Genomic DNA, 15,559 nt, shown 5'->3' on the forward strand with positions numbered 1-15,559 from the left:
GCACCAGTTTAGCCGGACACGCCAGCGATCACGCAACAGGAAAGTTGCAGGTGAGAAAGAAACGTTCTCGCGCCGCCTGTATGTGCATGTTTACTATTCTCCGGACAACGAAGCCAAGAAAGAACTCGCCTTCCGTAAGGATCTGCTTGAACTGAAGGCGCAAATACAAGGAGGAGAAACCGAGTTCACGCCATCTGCGCAAAAGAAAATAGACAAGTACCTGACCTGTTCCAAAAAGGGGCGTGGGGGGCAGCTTAAGGTGGGCTTCAATGATAAAGCCATTACCGAAGCAAAGAGGTACTTCGGTTATTTCGCTCTGGTCAGCAATCAGACTATGGACACATTTACAGCACTTGAAAACTATCGGTTGCGAGAAAAAATTGAAGAACTCTTTGCCGTGCAAAAAGGGAGACTCGACGGTGCGCGACCGCGCACATGGTACCCGGACAATCTGCGCGGAAGACAATTCACACAATTTATCTCGCTGGGCTATCATTGTTTCCTGATGAAAAAAATAAAGGAAGTACAGGCCAAGTTCGGGAAAAATGAATCCGGAAAAACCAAATCACTTATCAAGCTCGAAAAAAAATTGGGAAACTGGCTTGCACAACGCTCTCTCGCTCAAATCCTGGATTGGTTCGATTGCATTGAAACCACAAAGGTACAGACTGCCATGGGCAGCTATCGATGGTCCACCGAATCAGTGGCCAGAGACAGACTGTTCTTGAAGTACTTGGGAGTGGTTACCGAATAGTGTACGCTTTAGCCGACTTTCAGGGTATAACGCAGTTTCATTTGTATTTATCGCGCAGACCCTTGTGCACCGACTTCCAATCATGCAATTCCAAGCTTCCTTGCTTATATTCTTCATATCTTTTTTTCAGTTCCCGCTTTTGCCATTCAGGCATGGGTATTTCAGAATTGCTGGCGGCAATGGCATCCCAAATATCTTCAACAAGAAGCAACTTTTCAGATAGCTCCAGCCTGCTGATTTCATCTTTGATTTGATCTGGTCTCATTTGATCACCTTAAAAATGTACTGGCCCAAGTGGGCAAGAAGAATTTATCATCATTTTGATAACATTGATTTTTCCAGAACACAACAAGAACCTTCAATGGTTCATAAATTCAGTGATGCCTGGTGTTCTGCTGAAGGCTGATCCTGACCGGAACCTGTTTCGCCTGACTGAGGATAAAAAACCATTTGAAATTTTGTGCCGGCATAGTACAAATACAGGGTGACGATTTCGATAACATTTGATCCGGCATTTGATTTTTTTCTGGCGAAAAGCCATAAAGAAAAGGATCTGGCATATCCATTGACCCGCAGCGCATCGGTCAAGGATATCATCGAGTCTTTGGGGGTTCCCCATACGGAGGTGGGAAGGATCTGTTTCAATGATCAGGATATTGATTTTTCCTTTATTCCGGATACGCCGGGAAAACTGGATATCCATGCCGTGGATGCGCCCTTTGACGTGAGGTCCCCGTCCATGCTGCGGCCGGAACCTCTGGACCGGGTCCGGTTCATTGTGGATGTGAATGTGCTCAAACTGGGGCGGCTGCTGATTCTGCTGGGATTTGACGTGGCATATTCTTCATCGTTTTCCGATGAACAGATCGCTGATCTGTCTGAATCGGAATCCCGCATTGTCCTGACCCGGGACACGACCTTGCTCAAGCGCAGAAAAATCGTGTTTGCCAGAAGAATCCGGGCCAATCTGCCCTATGACCAGGTGGTGGAGGTGGTGGATTTTTTCGGGCTCCGGGACCAGACCGCGTTTTTTTCCCGGTGCCCCCGGTGCAACCGGCCCCTGAAAAAAGTGGCCAAAACCGATATCCTGCATCGGCTGGAGCCCAAAACCAGAAAATATTTTTTCGACTTTTTCCAATGCCCGACGTGTGGGAAAGTATTCTGGAAAGGCTCCCATTATGATGCCATGAAAAAAACCTTCACCTCTCTTGGCCTGAAAAACCCCGACAAATGATAAAATCAAAGGCAGGCAGTCATTTGCTTAAAACTGAAAACTTAACACTTAACACTTCCATTTAAAGGAGTGACCCGACAGGCTTATGTTCCTCCCCACATTTACCACGGTTTTCTCCGCTGTTTTCCAGTTGTTTATCATTTCGGCTGTTGCCGGGGTCCTGGTGCGCACAAAGATTGTCTCCCAGACCCATATCCAGGCCCTGTCCGCCGTGACCGTGAACATTTTTCTGCCCTGTCTGATCGTGGTCAAGACCGTGAGCCAGTTTGATCCGTCCGGGTTTGCCCAATGGTGGATTCTGCCGCTGTCCGGGGTCCTGATCAGTCTGGCCGGGCTGGGGATGGCATTTGCGCTGTTCGGCCGCAGACCGGAAAAACGGGCGTATATCTCCATGGCCAGCTTTCAGAACGCCGTGTATATTGTGCTGCCCATCGGACAGCTGGTGTTTCCGGACCAGTTCGACCGGCTGGCCCTGTATTGTTTTCTGCTGATCCTGGGCCTGTCTCCCATCATGTGGAGCGTGGGCAAGGTGCTGATCAGCGGGGACAAGGATGCCGCCATCCGGTGGCAGGATTTTGTCACTCCGCCCCTGGTGGCGACCCTGGCCGCCATCTTTCTGGTGGTATCCGGCACATCCGCGGCCATACCGGATAGCCTGTTGTCTGCCATGGACCTGCTGGGCCAGGCCACCGTGCCTTTGGCCGTGTTTATTTTGGGTGCCACCCTGGGCGGCATTTCTTTGAAAGACATGCCGCCGTTTGCCGATGTGATCCGGGTCACAGGGGTTAAATTCATTCTGATGCCGGCAGCCGCCTTTGCCGTGATGTATGGGCTGGGGCTTTATCAGAGTATGCCGCTGTTTTGCAGCGTCATCATCCTCCAGACTTCGTCCCCGCCGGCCACCAACCTGATTCTCATGGTGAGAAACTATGGCGGGGATGAACGGTCCGTGGCCAGCATGATGCTGCTCCAGTATCTGGTGTGCATCCTGGCCATGCCGTTGTGGTTGTCTTTGTGGCAGACATTCGCGGGCTGATGCCGGCGGGTTTTCTTTTGCATTACACCCGGTTTTGCCGTATCATGATTTTGTCACGCATACAGAAAAATTAATCAAAGGATCGGTCCATCATGAAAAATCTTATGATCTGTTTTTCAGCCGGGTGTATCGGCGCTCTGGCCAACAGCCTTGTGGTATGGCAGTTTGGAGAAAACGGGGTTGCCCAGTGGCTGGGCGTATCCATTGCACCGGCCCTGACACCGTCGTGGCTGTATCCCAGAATCGTGTGGGGCGGCATCTGGGGACTGGTGTTCATCCTTCCTTTTTTAAAATCCCGGTATATGCTCAAAGGCAGTCTGCTGAGTCTTTTTCCCACAGCGGTTCAGCTTTTTTATATTTTTCCTTATGTCAGCGGCAAAGGATTTGCCGGCATGGATCTGGGCATGTGGACTCCCGGTCTGGTGATTGTTTACAACTGGGTCTGGGGAATTGTCACGGCCGTATCTATCCGGTTTTCAAGGTAAGCCTGAAAAAGAGGGGCGGCGGTTATGATCCGGTTAATATGTCATGGACCTTTCCGGCAATGTCCTGCATGGAAAAGGGCTTCTGGATAAACGATGTCTGGGGGATCTCCCCGGCCTGTCCGGCAATGATATTGTCCGTGTAGCCGGACATGAACAACAAACGGATTTTTGGATAAAGTGCAGTCATCTGCCGGGCCAGGTCCCGGCCGTTCATTTCCGGCATGACCACATCCGTGATGAGCAGGTGAATTTTGCCGTGGCAGGTTTTGGCCAGATCCAGGGCCGCTTGGGGGGATGTTTCTGCCAATACCGTGTATTTCAGTTGTTCAAGCATGGTTTGAAGCAGTTCCAGTATGGCGGTTTCATCTTCCACCACCAGTATGGTTTCCCCGTTGCCCGCCGGAATGTTTTCAGGGGACTCTTTTTTTGACGTCACAACGGCATCCTTGTACCGGGGCAGGAAAATATCGAATGTGGCGCCTTTTCCCGGCCGGGAATCCACATGAATGAACCCCTGGTTTTGTTTGACAATGCCGTACACCGTGGACAATCCTAAGCCCGTGCCTTTTCCCACTTCCTTGGTGGTGAAAAAAGGATCAAACAGATTGTCCAGGGTATGCTGATCCATGCCGCATCCGTCGTCGGTCACGCGCAGCCGCACGAATTCCCCCGGAATCACCCCTGAAAGATCAGAATCTTCCTGTTCATAAAATACTTTGGTTTGTGTTTTTATGGTGATATGCCCCACATCCTTGATGGCATCCCGGGCGTTCACGCACAGGTTGGCCAGGATCTGGTGAATCTGGGAGGGATCCATTTGCACGGCCCCGGGGTTGTCACCGGGTTCCCACACCAGATCGATGTCCTCACCCAAAAGCCGGCGCAGCATCGTGAGCATGCCTTCCACGGTCCGGTTCAGATCCAGTACCCGGGGGGAAATGGTCTGCTTCCTGGCAAATGCCAGCAGCTGCCGGGTGATGTCCGCGGAATGTGTGGCCGCATTCCGGATCTGCTGCACATGGTTGTACAAGGGTGCGGAAGAATCGAGTTTATCCAGTGCCAGGTCTGCATGCCCGAGAATCACATTGAGCATGTTGTTGAAATCATGGGCTATCCCGCCTGCCAGCCGTCCGATGGACTCCATTTTCTGTGTCTGTAAAAGCTGCAATTCCAGGTGGTGTTTTTCCGTTACATCCAGCAGAAAGCCCCGGATATGATCCAGGCGGCCGTTTTCATCAAACACGGCGGCCGCGTTTTCAATGAGATGAATCAGGCTGCCGTCGGTTTTCCTGAATTTGGTTTCATAGGCAGACACTTTCCTGTTTTCAACCAGGGTATCCAGAAATTGCCTGCGTTCCTCACGACGACTATAGATGTCAGTGATGGGGGTGTTCAATGCCTGATATTTATTTTCAAACCCGAAAATATCCAGATATTTCCGGTTACAGTCAATCAGACGGCCCAAAGGGGTTGAAATATAAGCCCCGGCGATATTTTCTTCAAAATAGGCCCGGTATCGCTCTTCACTTTTTTCCAGGGCCTGTTTTGCCGCTTTGTGTTCTTCAATCTCTTTTTGCAGATGTTTGTTCAGTTCCGACAGTTCTCCCGTGCGGTGAGCCACCCGGTTTTCCAGCATTTTTTTCTCATTCACCACCCGCGTGTACAGCAAAAAAATGACAAACACCATGACCAGTATCACCAGCAGTATGGCATCAAAATAAATCGTGTTGCAGACCCAGACCGCCTGGAGGGTGCCGATGATTTTGTCATCATATCGAACCGGTGAAACCAGGGTTTGCCGCGGGACCAGTTTCAAAGGTGAAAAAAACCGATCCAGGATGCCGGCAGAGATGCCAGACACTTTTTGAAACACATTCCCCCGGGTATCCATCACCATGACCGAGGCATAGTTTTCCAGTTTTGCAGCAAGCATCAGATACTGGGAAACCCCTTCCTTGTTATGGTTCCACAGGGCATTGGCCACAATATCGGCATGGACGGCAATACCCTGATGGGCTTTTTCCCGGACCCGGACCTCATGGATGAACACCAGGGTGCCGAACAGGACCACAAGCAGAATCGCGGCAACGGCCGTATTATTTTTTCGGATCAAAGCAGGCCTCTTTTCATATCACTCATCTTTTGCCGGGTCTGCCCGGTCGGCAGCACGCTGTTCAATCATGGCGGCATTGACTCGGTCAATAATGGCCGTATCCGTTGTCTGGCTGAACAACAAATACCGTTGGTTTCCCCCGGGCATATCTGAAAACCGGACGAATTTGAAATTTTCGGGCAACAGGCCGTATATGCCCAGAGGGCCGGTGACATAATAGGGCGGCCGTTCATGGTATAAAATGGTGATATCTGAATCAGAACGGGTATCGGAAATCACGGGCATGGGGTCCGGATGAAATATCCGGTCGGCCAGAAACGGTTTGGCATACACCAGGACCACGGCAAGACACAGACAAAATACAGGAATCTTCCACGCACTGGGTCCGGTTTTGGGTGCCATCTCTTTTAACGTCATGAATTATCCCTGATTTTCTGTCACACGCGTTTCACGGGCCGCATGGGCGTTTTCCCGGTCCTTACCCGTCTTGAACCGGTCCTTGTCAATTCCCAGTTTCTTCATTTTTCCATACAGTCCTCTGGGATGGATACCCGCGATCCGGGCTGCTTCCCCCACCCGGCCCCGGGTTTTTTCAAGCACCATTTCAATATATTTTTTCTCCACCCGGGCCATGACCCGGGATGTGACCTGATCCAGGGTCCGGCCATCCCAGGCGGTCTCTGGATCGGTGTCATCCGTATGGATCCAGGTTCCGGGAATTTCTTTTGTCAACTGAAATCCGGAGGGCAGATCCGTCAGTGTAATCCGATCCGACCGGCAAAGCAATACAGCCCGTTCAATGACATTCATCAGCTCCCGGACGTTACCGGGCCAGGCATATTCGCACAGGGCATGCACGGCATCCTCTGAAAACCCGTCAATATCCCGTCCCATGCGCTGGACCTGCTGAATCAGAAACTGTTCGGCCATGACGGGAATGTCTTCTTTGCGCTGCCGCAGCGGCGGCAATGTCAGGGTGATCACCCCCAGCCGGTAATACAGATCCTGGCGGAATCTTTTTTTTTCAACCTCCCGGGTCAGATCCTTGTTGGTGGCGGCGATGACCCGGACATCCACCCACACAGGCGCTTCCCCGCCAATGGGAATAAACTCGAAATCCTGAAGCACCCTGAGCAGCTTGGACTGGGTCTTCAACGGCATCTCTCCGATCTCGTCCAGAAACAGGGTGCCCCCGTGGGCCAGCTCAAACGCCCCTCTCCGGGACCGGATCGCACCGGTAAACGCACCCTGTTCATGACCGAACAGCTCACTTTCCATCAATTGATCGGGAATGGCCGCCATGTTCAAGGCAATGAACGGCCCCCCTGACCGGTGGCTTTCCGCGTGGATGGCTTTGGACAGATGCTCTTTTCCCACGCCAGTCTCCCCCTGGAGCAACAGGCTGGCATCCGTGGCCACCACCTGGTGGACCTCTTCCAGAAACATCTGCATGTCCCGGCTGGTGGAAGTAAAATCATGGAGCCGGGGCTGGGACCGGCCCCGGTGATCAAACCGGTTCAAATCATAGAACTGCTGCCGGGACGTCAGGGTGGTTTCAATGGCTTCCACCAGCCGGTCCGGCGGCAGTCCCGCATACAGCACCATATCCGCACCCGCGCCCAGAAGATTGGCATGGGCGTTGGAGGATTCCCGGTCATCCAGAATAATGGTGATGGGTTTTTCCGGCAGATTGTTCAAGATAGCGACACTGGCATCCACGGGCCGGGGAATCAGGGTCCGGCTGACAAGAAACACATCGGCACAGCTTCTCACCAGGTCCTGCCAGGTGTTGTGGGGGTGATGAAACACCGTCAGCCGGATATCCGCCTGGGCCAGCCGCTTTTCAATGGCAGCAGCCAGTTTTTTTTCTTTGACGGCACACACAAGCCGGGTCAGCACAGAAAAAATCTCCTCAGCACGTATATTGTGGTAAATGAATACCGAATTTCATATCACTGTTTTATACCGATTTCGGAAAAAATACAGCACTTCACCCAAAAAATCCAGAAAAAACCGGGGTTTCGACCTTTAGACAAGGATCTTTTAATGACATGTCCACACCTGGATCTGCAAAATTTTCAGTATCAAACGGCCGAAATTGTGTTTGTGGTAAAAAAATACCGAAATCTAATCCTGTCCTGAAAAAATAAAATTTTATAACTCACTGATTTTTAAGAAAATAAAAATAATATGCCTGTGGCACAATTTCTGCTTTGTCCCAGGTGGTCCAATTGATCCAGATGTTTTAAATGATCCAAAACAGAACAAGCCGGATTTCGGAAAACCTTCGGACCGGAAAAATGAAAGAAAAAAAACAACCAGGAAGGGTTAGACATGATTCAAAGAGAAAGCAACCGACGATCTAAACACAAAGCCCCGAAGTTCAAGGAAACCCAGGAAGAGGACCTGAGCTGGGAAGACCGTCAGGAACGCCACAATCATCGGAAAGAATCAGAAAAAAAACCGTATCAGAAAAATCGAACCAAACCCAAATGGTAGCTGTGCGCTGCCTTAAAAAAAGGAAATCTTCAATGAACGTATATAGCTGCATCAAATCAAACGTCACCCTGGAAACCATGCCCGAAGCCTGGGGCATTGCATCTGCCATCGACATTTATGAATGTGACCCCAAAAAAATCCGGGATGCCGAATACATTAAATCATTTGTGGTACAGCTGTGCGATCTGATCGAAATGAAGCGCTTTGGTGACACCCAGGTGGTGCATTTTGGCGAAGATGAAAAAGTGGCGGGGTTTTCCATGGTGCAGTTGATTGAAACCTCCCTGATCTCCGCCCATTTCGCCAACCTGACCAATACCGTTTACCTGGATGTGTTCAGCTGTAAAGCCTATGATCCGGAAGTGGTCCGTGAGTTTTCCCAAACCAGTTTCGGCGGGTCTTTTTCCAGAATCTCCGTCACCCACCGTCTGTAAATGAGCGGCATACAACATGTCCTGTACCAGGACCCGGCCCATTGCAGGAAATTATGGGAAAGCCTGTGGCCCGGACGGGTTCTGTTCGATCTGTGGCCGGTCAGGTGGTGCTTTCACAAAGCTTTTGACCGGCCCCTGGCGTTTCATGTGGCCGAACAGGCCGGCCGGCCCGTGGGTCTGCTGGCCTTATGCAGAAATGATGATGCCGGCACGTTTGTCCAGTTTCCCGGAGAAACCTGGCAGGGCCGGACCTGGCTTGAGCAGAACCGGATTATCGCGCAATCTCCGGAAATCCTGGAAACGCTTCTGGATGCCGTGCCGGGGCCCGTGGATCTGCGGTACATCAAATACCGGACCGGTATGAATCCGACGGGCCTGCTGGCTCCGGACGAAACCCGGTATCTGTTTTTTCCCGCGTCTTTTGGATTTGACTTTCATACCTACTGGCAGTCCATACCCGGTAAAACCCGGAAAAAACTGAATGCAGATATCCGCAAACTGGAAGCCAGGGATGTCTGCATCTCCCAAGGCACCCTGTCGGATATGGCCCAGCTGTTTCAAATGAATGTGGCGGCATTCGGGCAGGATGCCTATTTTCACGATGCCCGGTTTCTTCGTTCATTTGAACTGCTGGCGGAATTTTTCAACAAAATGGGACTGCTTCGCATGACTTGTGTGCACATCGCAGGCAAACTGGCGGCCGTGGACATGGGGGCCGTGTGGAAAGACACCTATACGCTTTTGGCCGGCGGCACCCATCCGGAATTTCCCGGTGTTGCCAAGCTCATCAACCGGCATCATCTGCAATGGGCGTGCACCCGACACCTGAAATACGTGGATTTTCTGTGCGGGGATTTCAACTGGAAACAGCGGTTCCGGCTGACGTCTGTTCCCCTGTACCAGATTACCACCCATACCATGCTTCAGGAGTCCGGCATTCATGCAGACCACGGACACATCCGCTGTGCATAAGACACCCACAGTGCTGGTGGTGGGCACCACGGCCGATTACATTGAATGGATCCGGACCCGGTATCCCCATGAGGCGCTTTTTATCACAGCCCCGCATGTCCGGCAGACAGCCCGGGAACCCGTGCCGGAGCCATCCGAAGAACTGGTATGGGACCTGTCAGACACCGCTTCTCTGATTCAGGCGTTGACCGCTCACATGGACACCTATGCTCAGGTACCTGATGGGATCGCCTGTTTTGACTGTGAATCCATGGTCACGGCGGCCCGGCTGGCCAGGGCCTTGACGCTTTCATATCCTGACGAATCCGCTATTTTGAACTGCCGGGACAAACGGATTGCCAAGCAGATATGGCAGGCCAGTGACATTCCCTGCCCCCGGGTGTGGCCGGTTCACCATATCGATGATGTGATGCCCATTTTTAAAAATGTCACGGCCGGGCTGGTGTTGAAACCGGCCCGGGGCAGCGGCAGCGAACTGGTATTTCAATGCCGGAGCCCCAAAGAAGCGGAAACCGCGTTTCACACGATGGTTTCCGGCCTGGAAAAAAGAAAAGAAAACCCGTTGTTTGCGCATCCGGATCATTTGATTCTGGCCGAAGAACGGATCTGCGGGCCGGAATACAGCGCGGATTTCATTCTCACCAAAACCGGTCTGACCCTGATCCGGGTGGCCCGGAAAATCATTCCCGCAAACATGCCCTTTGGCACGGCGGCCGGATATGAGGTTCCCGGGAACCTGCCGTTGCAGGTGCCCGTGGAAATGGTGACCCATATTCTTGAAAAAGCGGCCCGGGCCCTGGGTCTTGACACGGGTATCTGCATGGTTGATTTTGTGATCAAAAACAACCGGCCCTATCTCATAGAAATGACCCCCCGTCCCGGCGGCGACTGCCTGCCCTGGCTGCTGGATATCTCCGGGAACCTGGATATTTTAAAACTGGCTCTGGATGTGGCCCGGAACCGGCCATGGAACCCTTGTGATTACCAGTTCTCCCCCCACATGGCCATCCGGATTCATGCCAAAAAAAGCGGGATTCTTCAGTCGATCGATGCCCGGCAACTGGCATCAGAGCCCCGGGTCAAACAGATTCATCTGATCCGACAACCCGGCCACGAGATTGTCCTGCCGCCGGATGATTATGATTCCTGGTTTTTGGGACATGTCATCTTTGACACCTATGGATGGCATTTTCCTGAAACCCGGTGTTCGCTGCTGGCCCGGCACCTGGAAATAGAGATCCGATGACCTTGCAGACCAATGTTTCTTATCCTGAAATGACATCTGACTTTCTCACAAGCCAGGTGGCGCCGCTGTTTGATCAATCTCAGCGCTATATAGACTGTGTTAAAACCCATGGATCGCCTCTGTATCTGGTGGACCCGGCCATGCTGATCCGCCAGGCCGCCCGGTTTCGGACCGCGTTTGCGTCCCTCCTGGCTCACACCCGGTTTTACTATGCCATGAAAAGCAATTCCATGCCTGAGATATCCCGCATTCTGCTTGGGGAAGGATTCGGCCTGGATGTGTCGTCGGGTATGGAGCTGGCAGCCGCCCTGGACCTGAACGCCCCGGACATTATTTTCAGCGGTCCGGGCAAAACAAACCCGGAGCTGAAAATGGCGGCAAACCATCCGGACCGGGTCACCCTGCTTATGGACAGTATGGGCGAATGCCGGCGATTGATGGCGATTCTGGCGGAAAAAAAGCAGCATTTATCCGCCGGGATCCGGCTGAACTGCCAGCCTCAAGGGTTGTGGCAGAAATTCGGTATCATGCCGGACCAGCTGCGTCCCCTGATACAGGAAATTGACGCCCACCCATTTTTGACCTGCACGGGGATCCAATTTCATTCCTCCTGGAACATGACCCCGGACCGGCAGGTTGAGATCATTTCCAGCTTGAGCGGTCTGCTGTCCGCCATGCCGCCTGAGTTTCTGGCCCACTGCAAATTCATGGACATCGGCGGCGGGTACTGGCCGGAAAAAGGGGAATGGCTGGTGTCGGATGATCCGTTGCGCCATTTTCATGTGCCGGCCGCCCCCGTGGAAACCTTTGCCAGAGATCTGTCCAACGCCTTGACCCGCCATGTGCTGCCTCATGGGAATTTCTGTATCTGCTTTGAACCCGGAAGGTGGATCTGCCATGATGCCATGCACATCCTTATTCAGGTCATTGACAAAAAAATGCCGGACATGGTGATCACGGATGCCGGCACCAATGCCGTGGGCTGGGAGCGGTTTGAAACCGATTATTTTCCCGTGCTCAACCTGACCCGGCCCGGCCTGACTGAAAAGCCCTGCCGCATTTTAGGATCCTTGTGCACCCCCCATGATGTCTGGGGATATTCTTTTTTCGGCACGGACATTCAGGAAGGGGATATTCTGATGATCCCTTTTCAGGGCGCCTACACCTACAGTCTCAGACAGTCATTTATCAAACCGTTGCCAGAAACAATCCTCCTGTAATTAATCGGCATCTGCCGGACATCCCGGTTGATTTTGCCGGGGAATGCATTATTCTTATAACTGTTGCCGGGCAGAATCGTCCGGCATATCACCCAATCATTAACGGAGGGACCCATGAAAATTGCATTCCCGGTCAAAGAAGATAAAGGACTGGACAGCCTGGTCAACGACCATTTCGGCGTGGCAGAGCTGTTTCTGGTGGTGGATCTGGAAACCGGAGAGATCCAGCCCCGGACCAACCAGAAAATTGAAAACCCCAATGCCGGATGTAAAACCGGGATATTTGACAAAGCGGAATCCGTGGATGCCGTGGTCACCAAGTGTATCGGAGACGGGGGGCAGCGAAACATGCACAGCGCGGACATCCGTGTCTATGCCGCACAAAAAGACACGGTGGGCGAAAATTTAGAACTGATGAAATCCGGCGATCTTAAGCTGTTTCACATGTTCGATCTGTGCCAGGGCAAGAAAAACAAAAAAGAGGGTGGTTGCGGACATCATCACTGAATCAAACCCTGACTGCCATTATTTCAGCATAAAGGTGATATATCATGACCGGATCATTGACCATTCATCCCATTGTCTTAGGAACCAAAGTATTTGATAAAAGCATGATGACGTATCAGCACGGCCAGGGCCAGACTTATACCATTCCCATCTATGCCTGGCTTATCAAAGGCAGTGATCAGACCATTTTAGTGGACACGGGCGAGATGCACCCCATTCAGTCCGAAGACCGGGAAGCGGCCATCAAGGGCAAAATATACACCTTTGAAGACGGGCTGGCCCGCCACGGGCTCACGCCCAAAGACATCGACATCGTGATCCACACCCATCTGCACACGGACCACTGCGAAAATGATTATAAATGCGAAAACGCCCGGTTCTTTGTTCATGAAAAAGAACTGGAAGCGGTGCACAATCCCCATCCCCTGGATTACCGGTATCTGGAGGACTATATCGAGGATGTTGAAGACAACGGCCAGATACAGGTGTTGACCGCGGACACGGACATTGTCCCGGGCATCCGCATGATCCACACCCCGGCCCACACCTCGGGCGGCATGACCGTGCTGGTGGATACGCCCAAAGGAAAAGCCGCCATCACGGGATTCTGCATTATTGACGAAAACATGGATCCACCGCCGGAAATTTTAGGAATGGAAATGGCTGTGATCCCGCCGGGCACCCATGTGGATGTCTACGAGGCATATAATATTCTGGAAACCGTGAAAAAACAGGCGGACATTCTCATTCCCCTGCACGAACCGCGGTTTGCAGCCATTGACGTGATCGGCGCGTAATTTTTCTGATTTTTTGATATAAATCAAGGAATAAATCTTTTCCCTTGTGTATCTTAAGCTTCATAAGGGGGAAGATAAACCGGCAATCGGGCGACCGATTGTCTCTTCCATAGATATCGTAAAAAAAATTTGTTCATAAACTGATTTTCAAGGAGATGATTATGCCCAAGGATATCCCTGTCACCAAACAGGTGCCGGCATCGGATTTAACCACTTGTGAAGCCACCCGCCAGATGCTGGAAAAAGCCAGAAAAGACGGCGTTGTTCTCAACCTGGACCGGGCCGTGGACATGAAACCCTGCCCCATCGGCGTGGAATCGGCCTGCTGCAAACATTGTTTCATGGGGCCCTGCCGCATCAATCCCAGGGACCCGTACAAAAAAGTCGGCATCTGCGGTGCCACCATCGACACCATCACGGCCCGGAACCTGGCCCGGAATGTGGCCACGGGATCGGCTTCCCACAACGATCACGGCCAGCACATCCTTCATCTGTTCAAAGGGATCATCGAAAAAAGCGTGACTGATTTTTCCATTGCCGATACCCGGAAACTGCAAAATCTGGCAACCGAGCTGGGCATTGATACTGAAGACCGGTCTGTAGAAGATGTGGCAAAAGACCTGTGCGACGAGCTGGAAAAAACCTTTTCCAATGTGGACGGAGAAATGCCGTTTATGAAACGGGTGCCCGCCGCCACCCTGGAACTGTGGCGCAAAGACGGCATCGTGCCCAGAGGCGCCATGAAAGAGGTCATGGAGATGATGAGCCGGACCCACATCGGGTGCGACCAGGATTACAACCACCTGATGAAACAGATCAGCCGCACGGCCCTGGCCGACGGCTGGGGCGGTTCCATGGTGGCCACGGAACTGTCCGACATCATGTTCGGCACCCCGTCTCCCATTGTGGCGGAAGTGAACATGGGGGTGCTCAAGGAAGATCACGTGAACGTGATTGTCCACGGGCATGAACCCGCCATGTTTGAAGGCATGCTGGCGGGGGTGAACGATCCGTTCTTCATCCAGGCTGCCAAAGACAAGGGGGCCGCCGGCATCAACCTGGTGGGCATGTGCTGCTCGGGCGCAGAGATGATGTCCCGTCACGGGATTCCCCATGCCGGCAATTTCTCGTCCACGGAAGCCGTCCTGGTCACAGGGGCCGTGGATGCCATGGTGGTGGATATCCAGTGCATCAAGCAGGGACTGGCCCAGGTGGCAAAATGTTATGACACCCATCTGATCACCACCAGTGACCGGGCACACATCGAGGGCGCCACCCACATTCAATTTGACGAAACCGATCCCCGGACCTGCACGGATGAAGTCCTGATCAAGGCCATCTCCCGGTTCGGGTCCCGAAGCCAGCCGATCCAGATTCCCAACCAGGTCCAGAAAGGGATCCAGGGATTTTCCCATGAATACATCGAATACATGCTGGGCGGCACGTTCAGAGGGTCTTATTCTCCGTTGAACGACAATATCATCAACGGCCGGATCCGAGGCGTGGCCGGGGTGGTGGGCTGCACCAACCCCAAGGTCAAGCAGGATTACGTGCATGTGGAACTGGTCAGGGAACTGATTAAAAACGATGTGCTGGTGCTCCAGACGGGATGTTCCCAGATCGCCTTGTCCAAAGCGGGCTTTCTCACGCCGGAAGCCGCGGCCCTGGCCGGACCGGGACTGTCCGAGGTGTGTGAGACCGTGGGCATGCCGCCGGTACTGGGCTTAGGGTCCTGTGTGGACAACACCCGAATTCTGATTGCGGCCTCCGCCATGGTCAAGGCCGGGGGATTGGGCAACAGCATTGCCGATTTGCCCGCAGCCGGGTGTGCGCCGGAATGGATGAGTGAAAAAGCCCTGGCCATTGGTCAGTATTTTGTGTCTTCCGGGGTTTACACGGTATTTGGTGTGGGATTTCCGGCTCTTTCCGGCACCCGGTTCCATGATCTTTTGTTCAACGGACTGGAACAGCAGGGATACGGCAAATGGGGCATGGCCAAGGACCCCATTGAAATTGCCAGACTCATGATCGATCATATTGACAAGAAACGCAGTCAGCTGGGCATTGACAAGGCCCGGGAAAGAGTCCTGGTGGACATGAACGACCGCCGGGCCCTGGCCTGATGATTTCCGGGGTGGCTGCGGATGTCAACCGCAGCCACCCACCCCTCATTCCGGCACCTCGGGCAACCGGTCCTGCCGGCCGGTGAAAAAAAATTGACATCCCGCACAGGCCCTTATATAAATAAGCGGACAGACAATC

General features: G+C 52.7%; 16 protein-coding genes. 12 read left to right on the plus strand and 4 right to left on the minus strand.

What is annotated here, in order from left to right:
* Positions 1 to 754, plus strand: a 754-nt coding sequence (locus DPO_RS22025) for an IS1634 family transposase (RefSeq protein WP_040012236.1), incomplete at its 5' end; no start/stop codon positions are given.
* Between the two features lie 37 nt (positions 755 to 791).
* Here the strand turns inward: DPO_RS22025 and DPO_RS22030 are convergent.
* Positions 792 to 1,019 carry an addiction module protein gene (locus DPO_RS22030; protein WP_006968593.1) on the minus strand — a complete coding sequence of 76 codons (228 nt, stop codon included), beginning with the start codon at positions 1,017 to 1,019 and terminating at the stop codon, positions 792 to 794.
* A 219-nt stretch (positions 1,020 to 1,238) separates the two neighbouring features.
* Between DPO_RS22030 and DPO_RS22035 the strand changes: the two genes are divergently transcribed.
* The 3 genes from DPO_RS22035 to DPO_RS22045 all read left to right on the plus strand — a co-directional run bounded on the left by DPO_RS22035 (position 1,239) and on the right by DPO_RS22045 (position 3,509).
* Entirely contained in the window at positions 1,239 to 1,988 is a 750-nt protein-coding gene (locus DPO_RS22035; protein WP_006968594.1) for a Mut7-C RNAse domain-containing protein, read from the plus strand.
* 85 nt (positions 1,989 to 2,073) lie between these two features.
* Positions 2,074 to 3,024: an AEC family transporter gene (locus DPO_RS22040; protein WP_006968595.1), complete on the plus strand. Its 951-nt coding sequence runs from the start codon at positions 2,074 to 2,076 to the stop codon at positions 3,022 to 3,024.
* A 92-nt stretch (positions 3,025 to 3,116) separates the two neighbouring features.
* Entirely contained in the window at positions 3,117 to 3,509 is a 393-nt protein-coding gene (locus DPO_RS22045; protein WP_006968596.1) for a hypothetical protein, read from the plus strand.
* A gap of 22 nt (positions 3,510 to 3,531) precedes the next feature.
* Here DPO_RS22045 and DPO_RS22050 read toward each other — a convergent pair whose 3' ends face one another.
* From DPO_RS22050 to DPO_RS22060, 3 genes are read right to left on the minus strand one after another with little or no spacing between them, the layout of a single operon-like run.
* Positions 3,532 to 5,622: an ATP-binding protein gene (locus tag DPO_RS22050; RefSeq protein WP_006968597.1), complete on the minus strand. Its 2,091-nt coding sequence runs from the start codon at positions 5,620 to 5,622 to the stop codon at positions 3,532 to 3,534.
* An 18-nt stretch (positions 5,623 to 5,640) separates the two neighbouring features.
* Positions 5,641 to 6,039, minus strand: coding sequence for a hypothetical protein (locus DPO_RS22055; protein ID WP_006968598.1), 399 nt, complete (start codon positions 6,037 to 6,039; stop codon positions 5,641 to 5,643).
* A gap of 3 nt (positions 6,040 to 6,042) precedes the next feature.
* Positions 6,043 to 7,521: a sigma-54 interaction domain-containing protein gene (locus tag DPO_RS22060; RefSeq protein WP_006968599.1), complete on the minus strand. Its 1,479-nt coding sequence runs from the start codon at positions 7,519 to 7,521 to the stop codon at positions 6,043 to 6,045.
* A 435-nt stretch (positions 7,522 to 7,956) separates the two neighbouring features.
* On the opposite strand from DPO_RS22060, the gene DPO_RS25610 reads away from it, so the two are divergent.
* From DPO_RS25610 to cooS, 8 genes are all read left to right on the plus strand, one after another.
* The gene (locus tag DPO_RS25610) at positions 7,957 to 8,121 is read left to right on the plus strand and encodes a hypothetical protein (RefSeq protein ID WP_006968600.1); all 165 of its coding nucleotides are present in this window, start codon (positions 7,957 to 7,959) and stop codon (positions 8,119 to 8,121) included.
* Between the two features lie 32 nt (positions 8,122 to 8,153).
* Positions 8,154 to 8,555, plus strand: a complete 402-nt coding sequence (speD, locus tag DPO_RS22065) for an S-adenosylmethionine decarboxylase (protein ID WP_006968601.1) — start codon at positions 8,154 to 8,156, stop codon at positions 8,553 to 8,555.
* Positions 8,556 to 9,527: a GNAT family N-acetyltransferase gene (locus tag DPO_RS22070; RefSeq protein ID WP_006968602.1), complete on the plus strand. Its 972-nt coding sequence runs from the start codon at positions 8,556 to 8,558 to the stop codon at positions 9,525 to 9,527.
* Complete coding sequence (locus DPO_RS22075; RefSeq protein ID WP_006968603.1) at positions 9,496 to 10,773, plus strand: ATP-grasp domain-containing protein; 1,278 nt, start codon at positions 9,496 to 9,498, stop codon at positions 10,771 to 10,773. The genes DPO_RS22070 and DPO_RS22075 overlap by 32 nt, the downstream gene beginning before the upstream one ends.
* Entirely contained in the window at positions 10,770 to 11,993 is a 1,224-nt protein-coding gene (locus DPO_RS22080) for a diaminopimelate decarboxylase family protein (RefSeq protein WP_006968604.1), read from the plus strand. Before DPO_RS22075 ends, DPO_RS22080 begins: the two co-directional genes overlap by 4 nt.
* 114 nt (positions 11,994 to 12,107) lie before the next feature.
* Positions 12,108 to 12,500: a NifB/NifX family molybdenum-iron cluster-binding protein gene (locus DPO_RS22085; protein WP_006968605.1), complete on the plus strand. Its 393-nt coding sequence runs from the start codon at positions 12,108 to 12,110 to the stop codon at positions 12,498 to 12,500.
* 44 nt (positions 12,501 to 12,544) lie between these two features.
* Positions 12,545 to 13,297 carry an N-acyl homoserine lactonase family protein gene (locus DPO_RS22090; protein ID WP_006968606.1) on the plus strand — a complete coding sequence of 251 codons (753 nt, stop codon included), beginning with the start codon at positions 12,545 to 12,547 and terminating at the stop codon, positions 13,295 to 13,297.
* Between the two features lie 161 nt (positions 13,298 to 13,458).
* Complete coding sequence (cooS, locus tag DPO_RS22095; RefSeq protein WP_006968607.1) at positions 13,459 to 15,420, plus strand: anaerobic carbon-monoxide dehydrogenase catalytic subunit; 1,962 nt, start codon at positions 13,459 to 13,461, stop codon at positions 15,418 to 15,420.
* Positions 15,421 to 15,559: the final 139 nt, after the last annotated feature.

Origin of the sequence: Desulfotignum phosphitoxidans DSM 13687 (genome assembly GCF_000350545.1) — a bacterium.
GTDB classification, from domain to species: domain Bacteria; phylum Desulfobacterota; class Desulfobacteria; order Desulfobacterales; family Desulfobacteraceae; genus Desulfotignum; species Desulfotignum phosphitoxidans.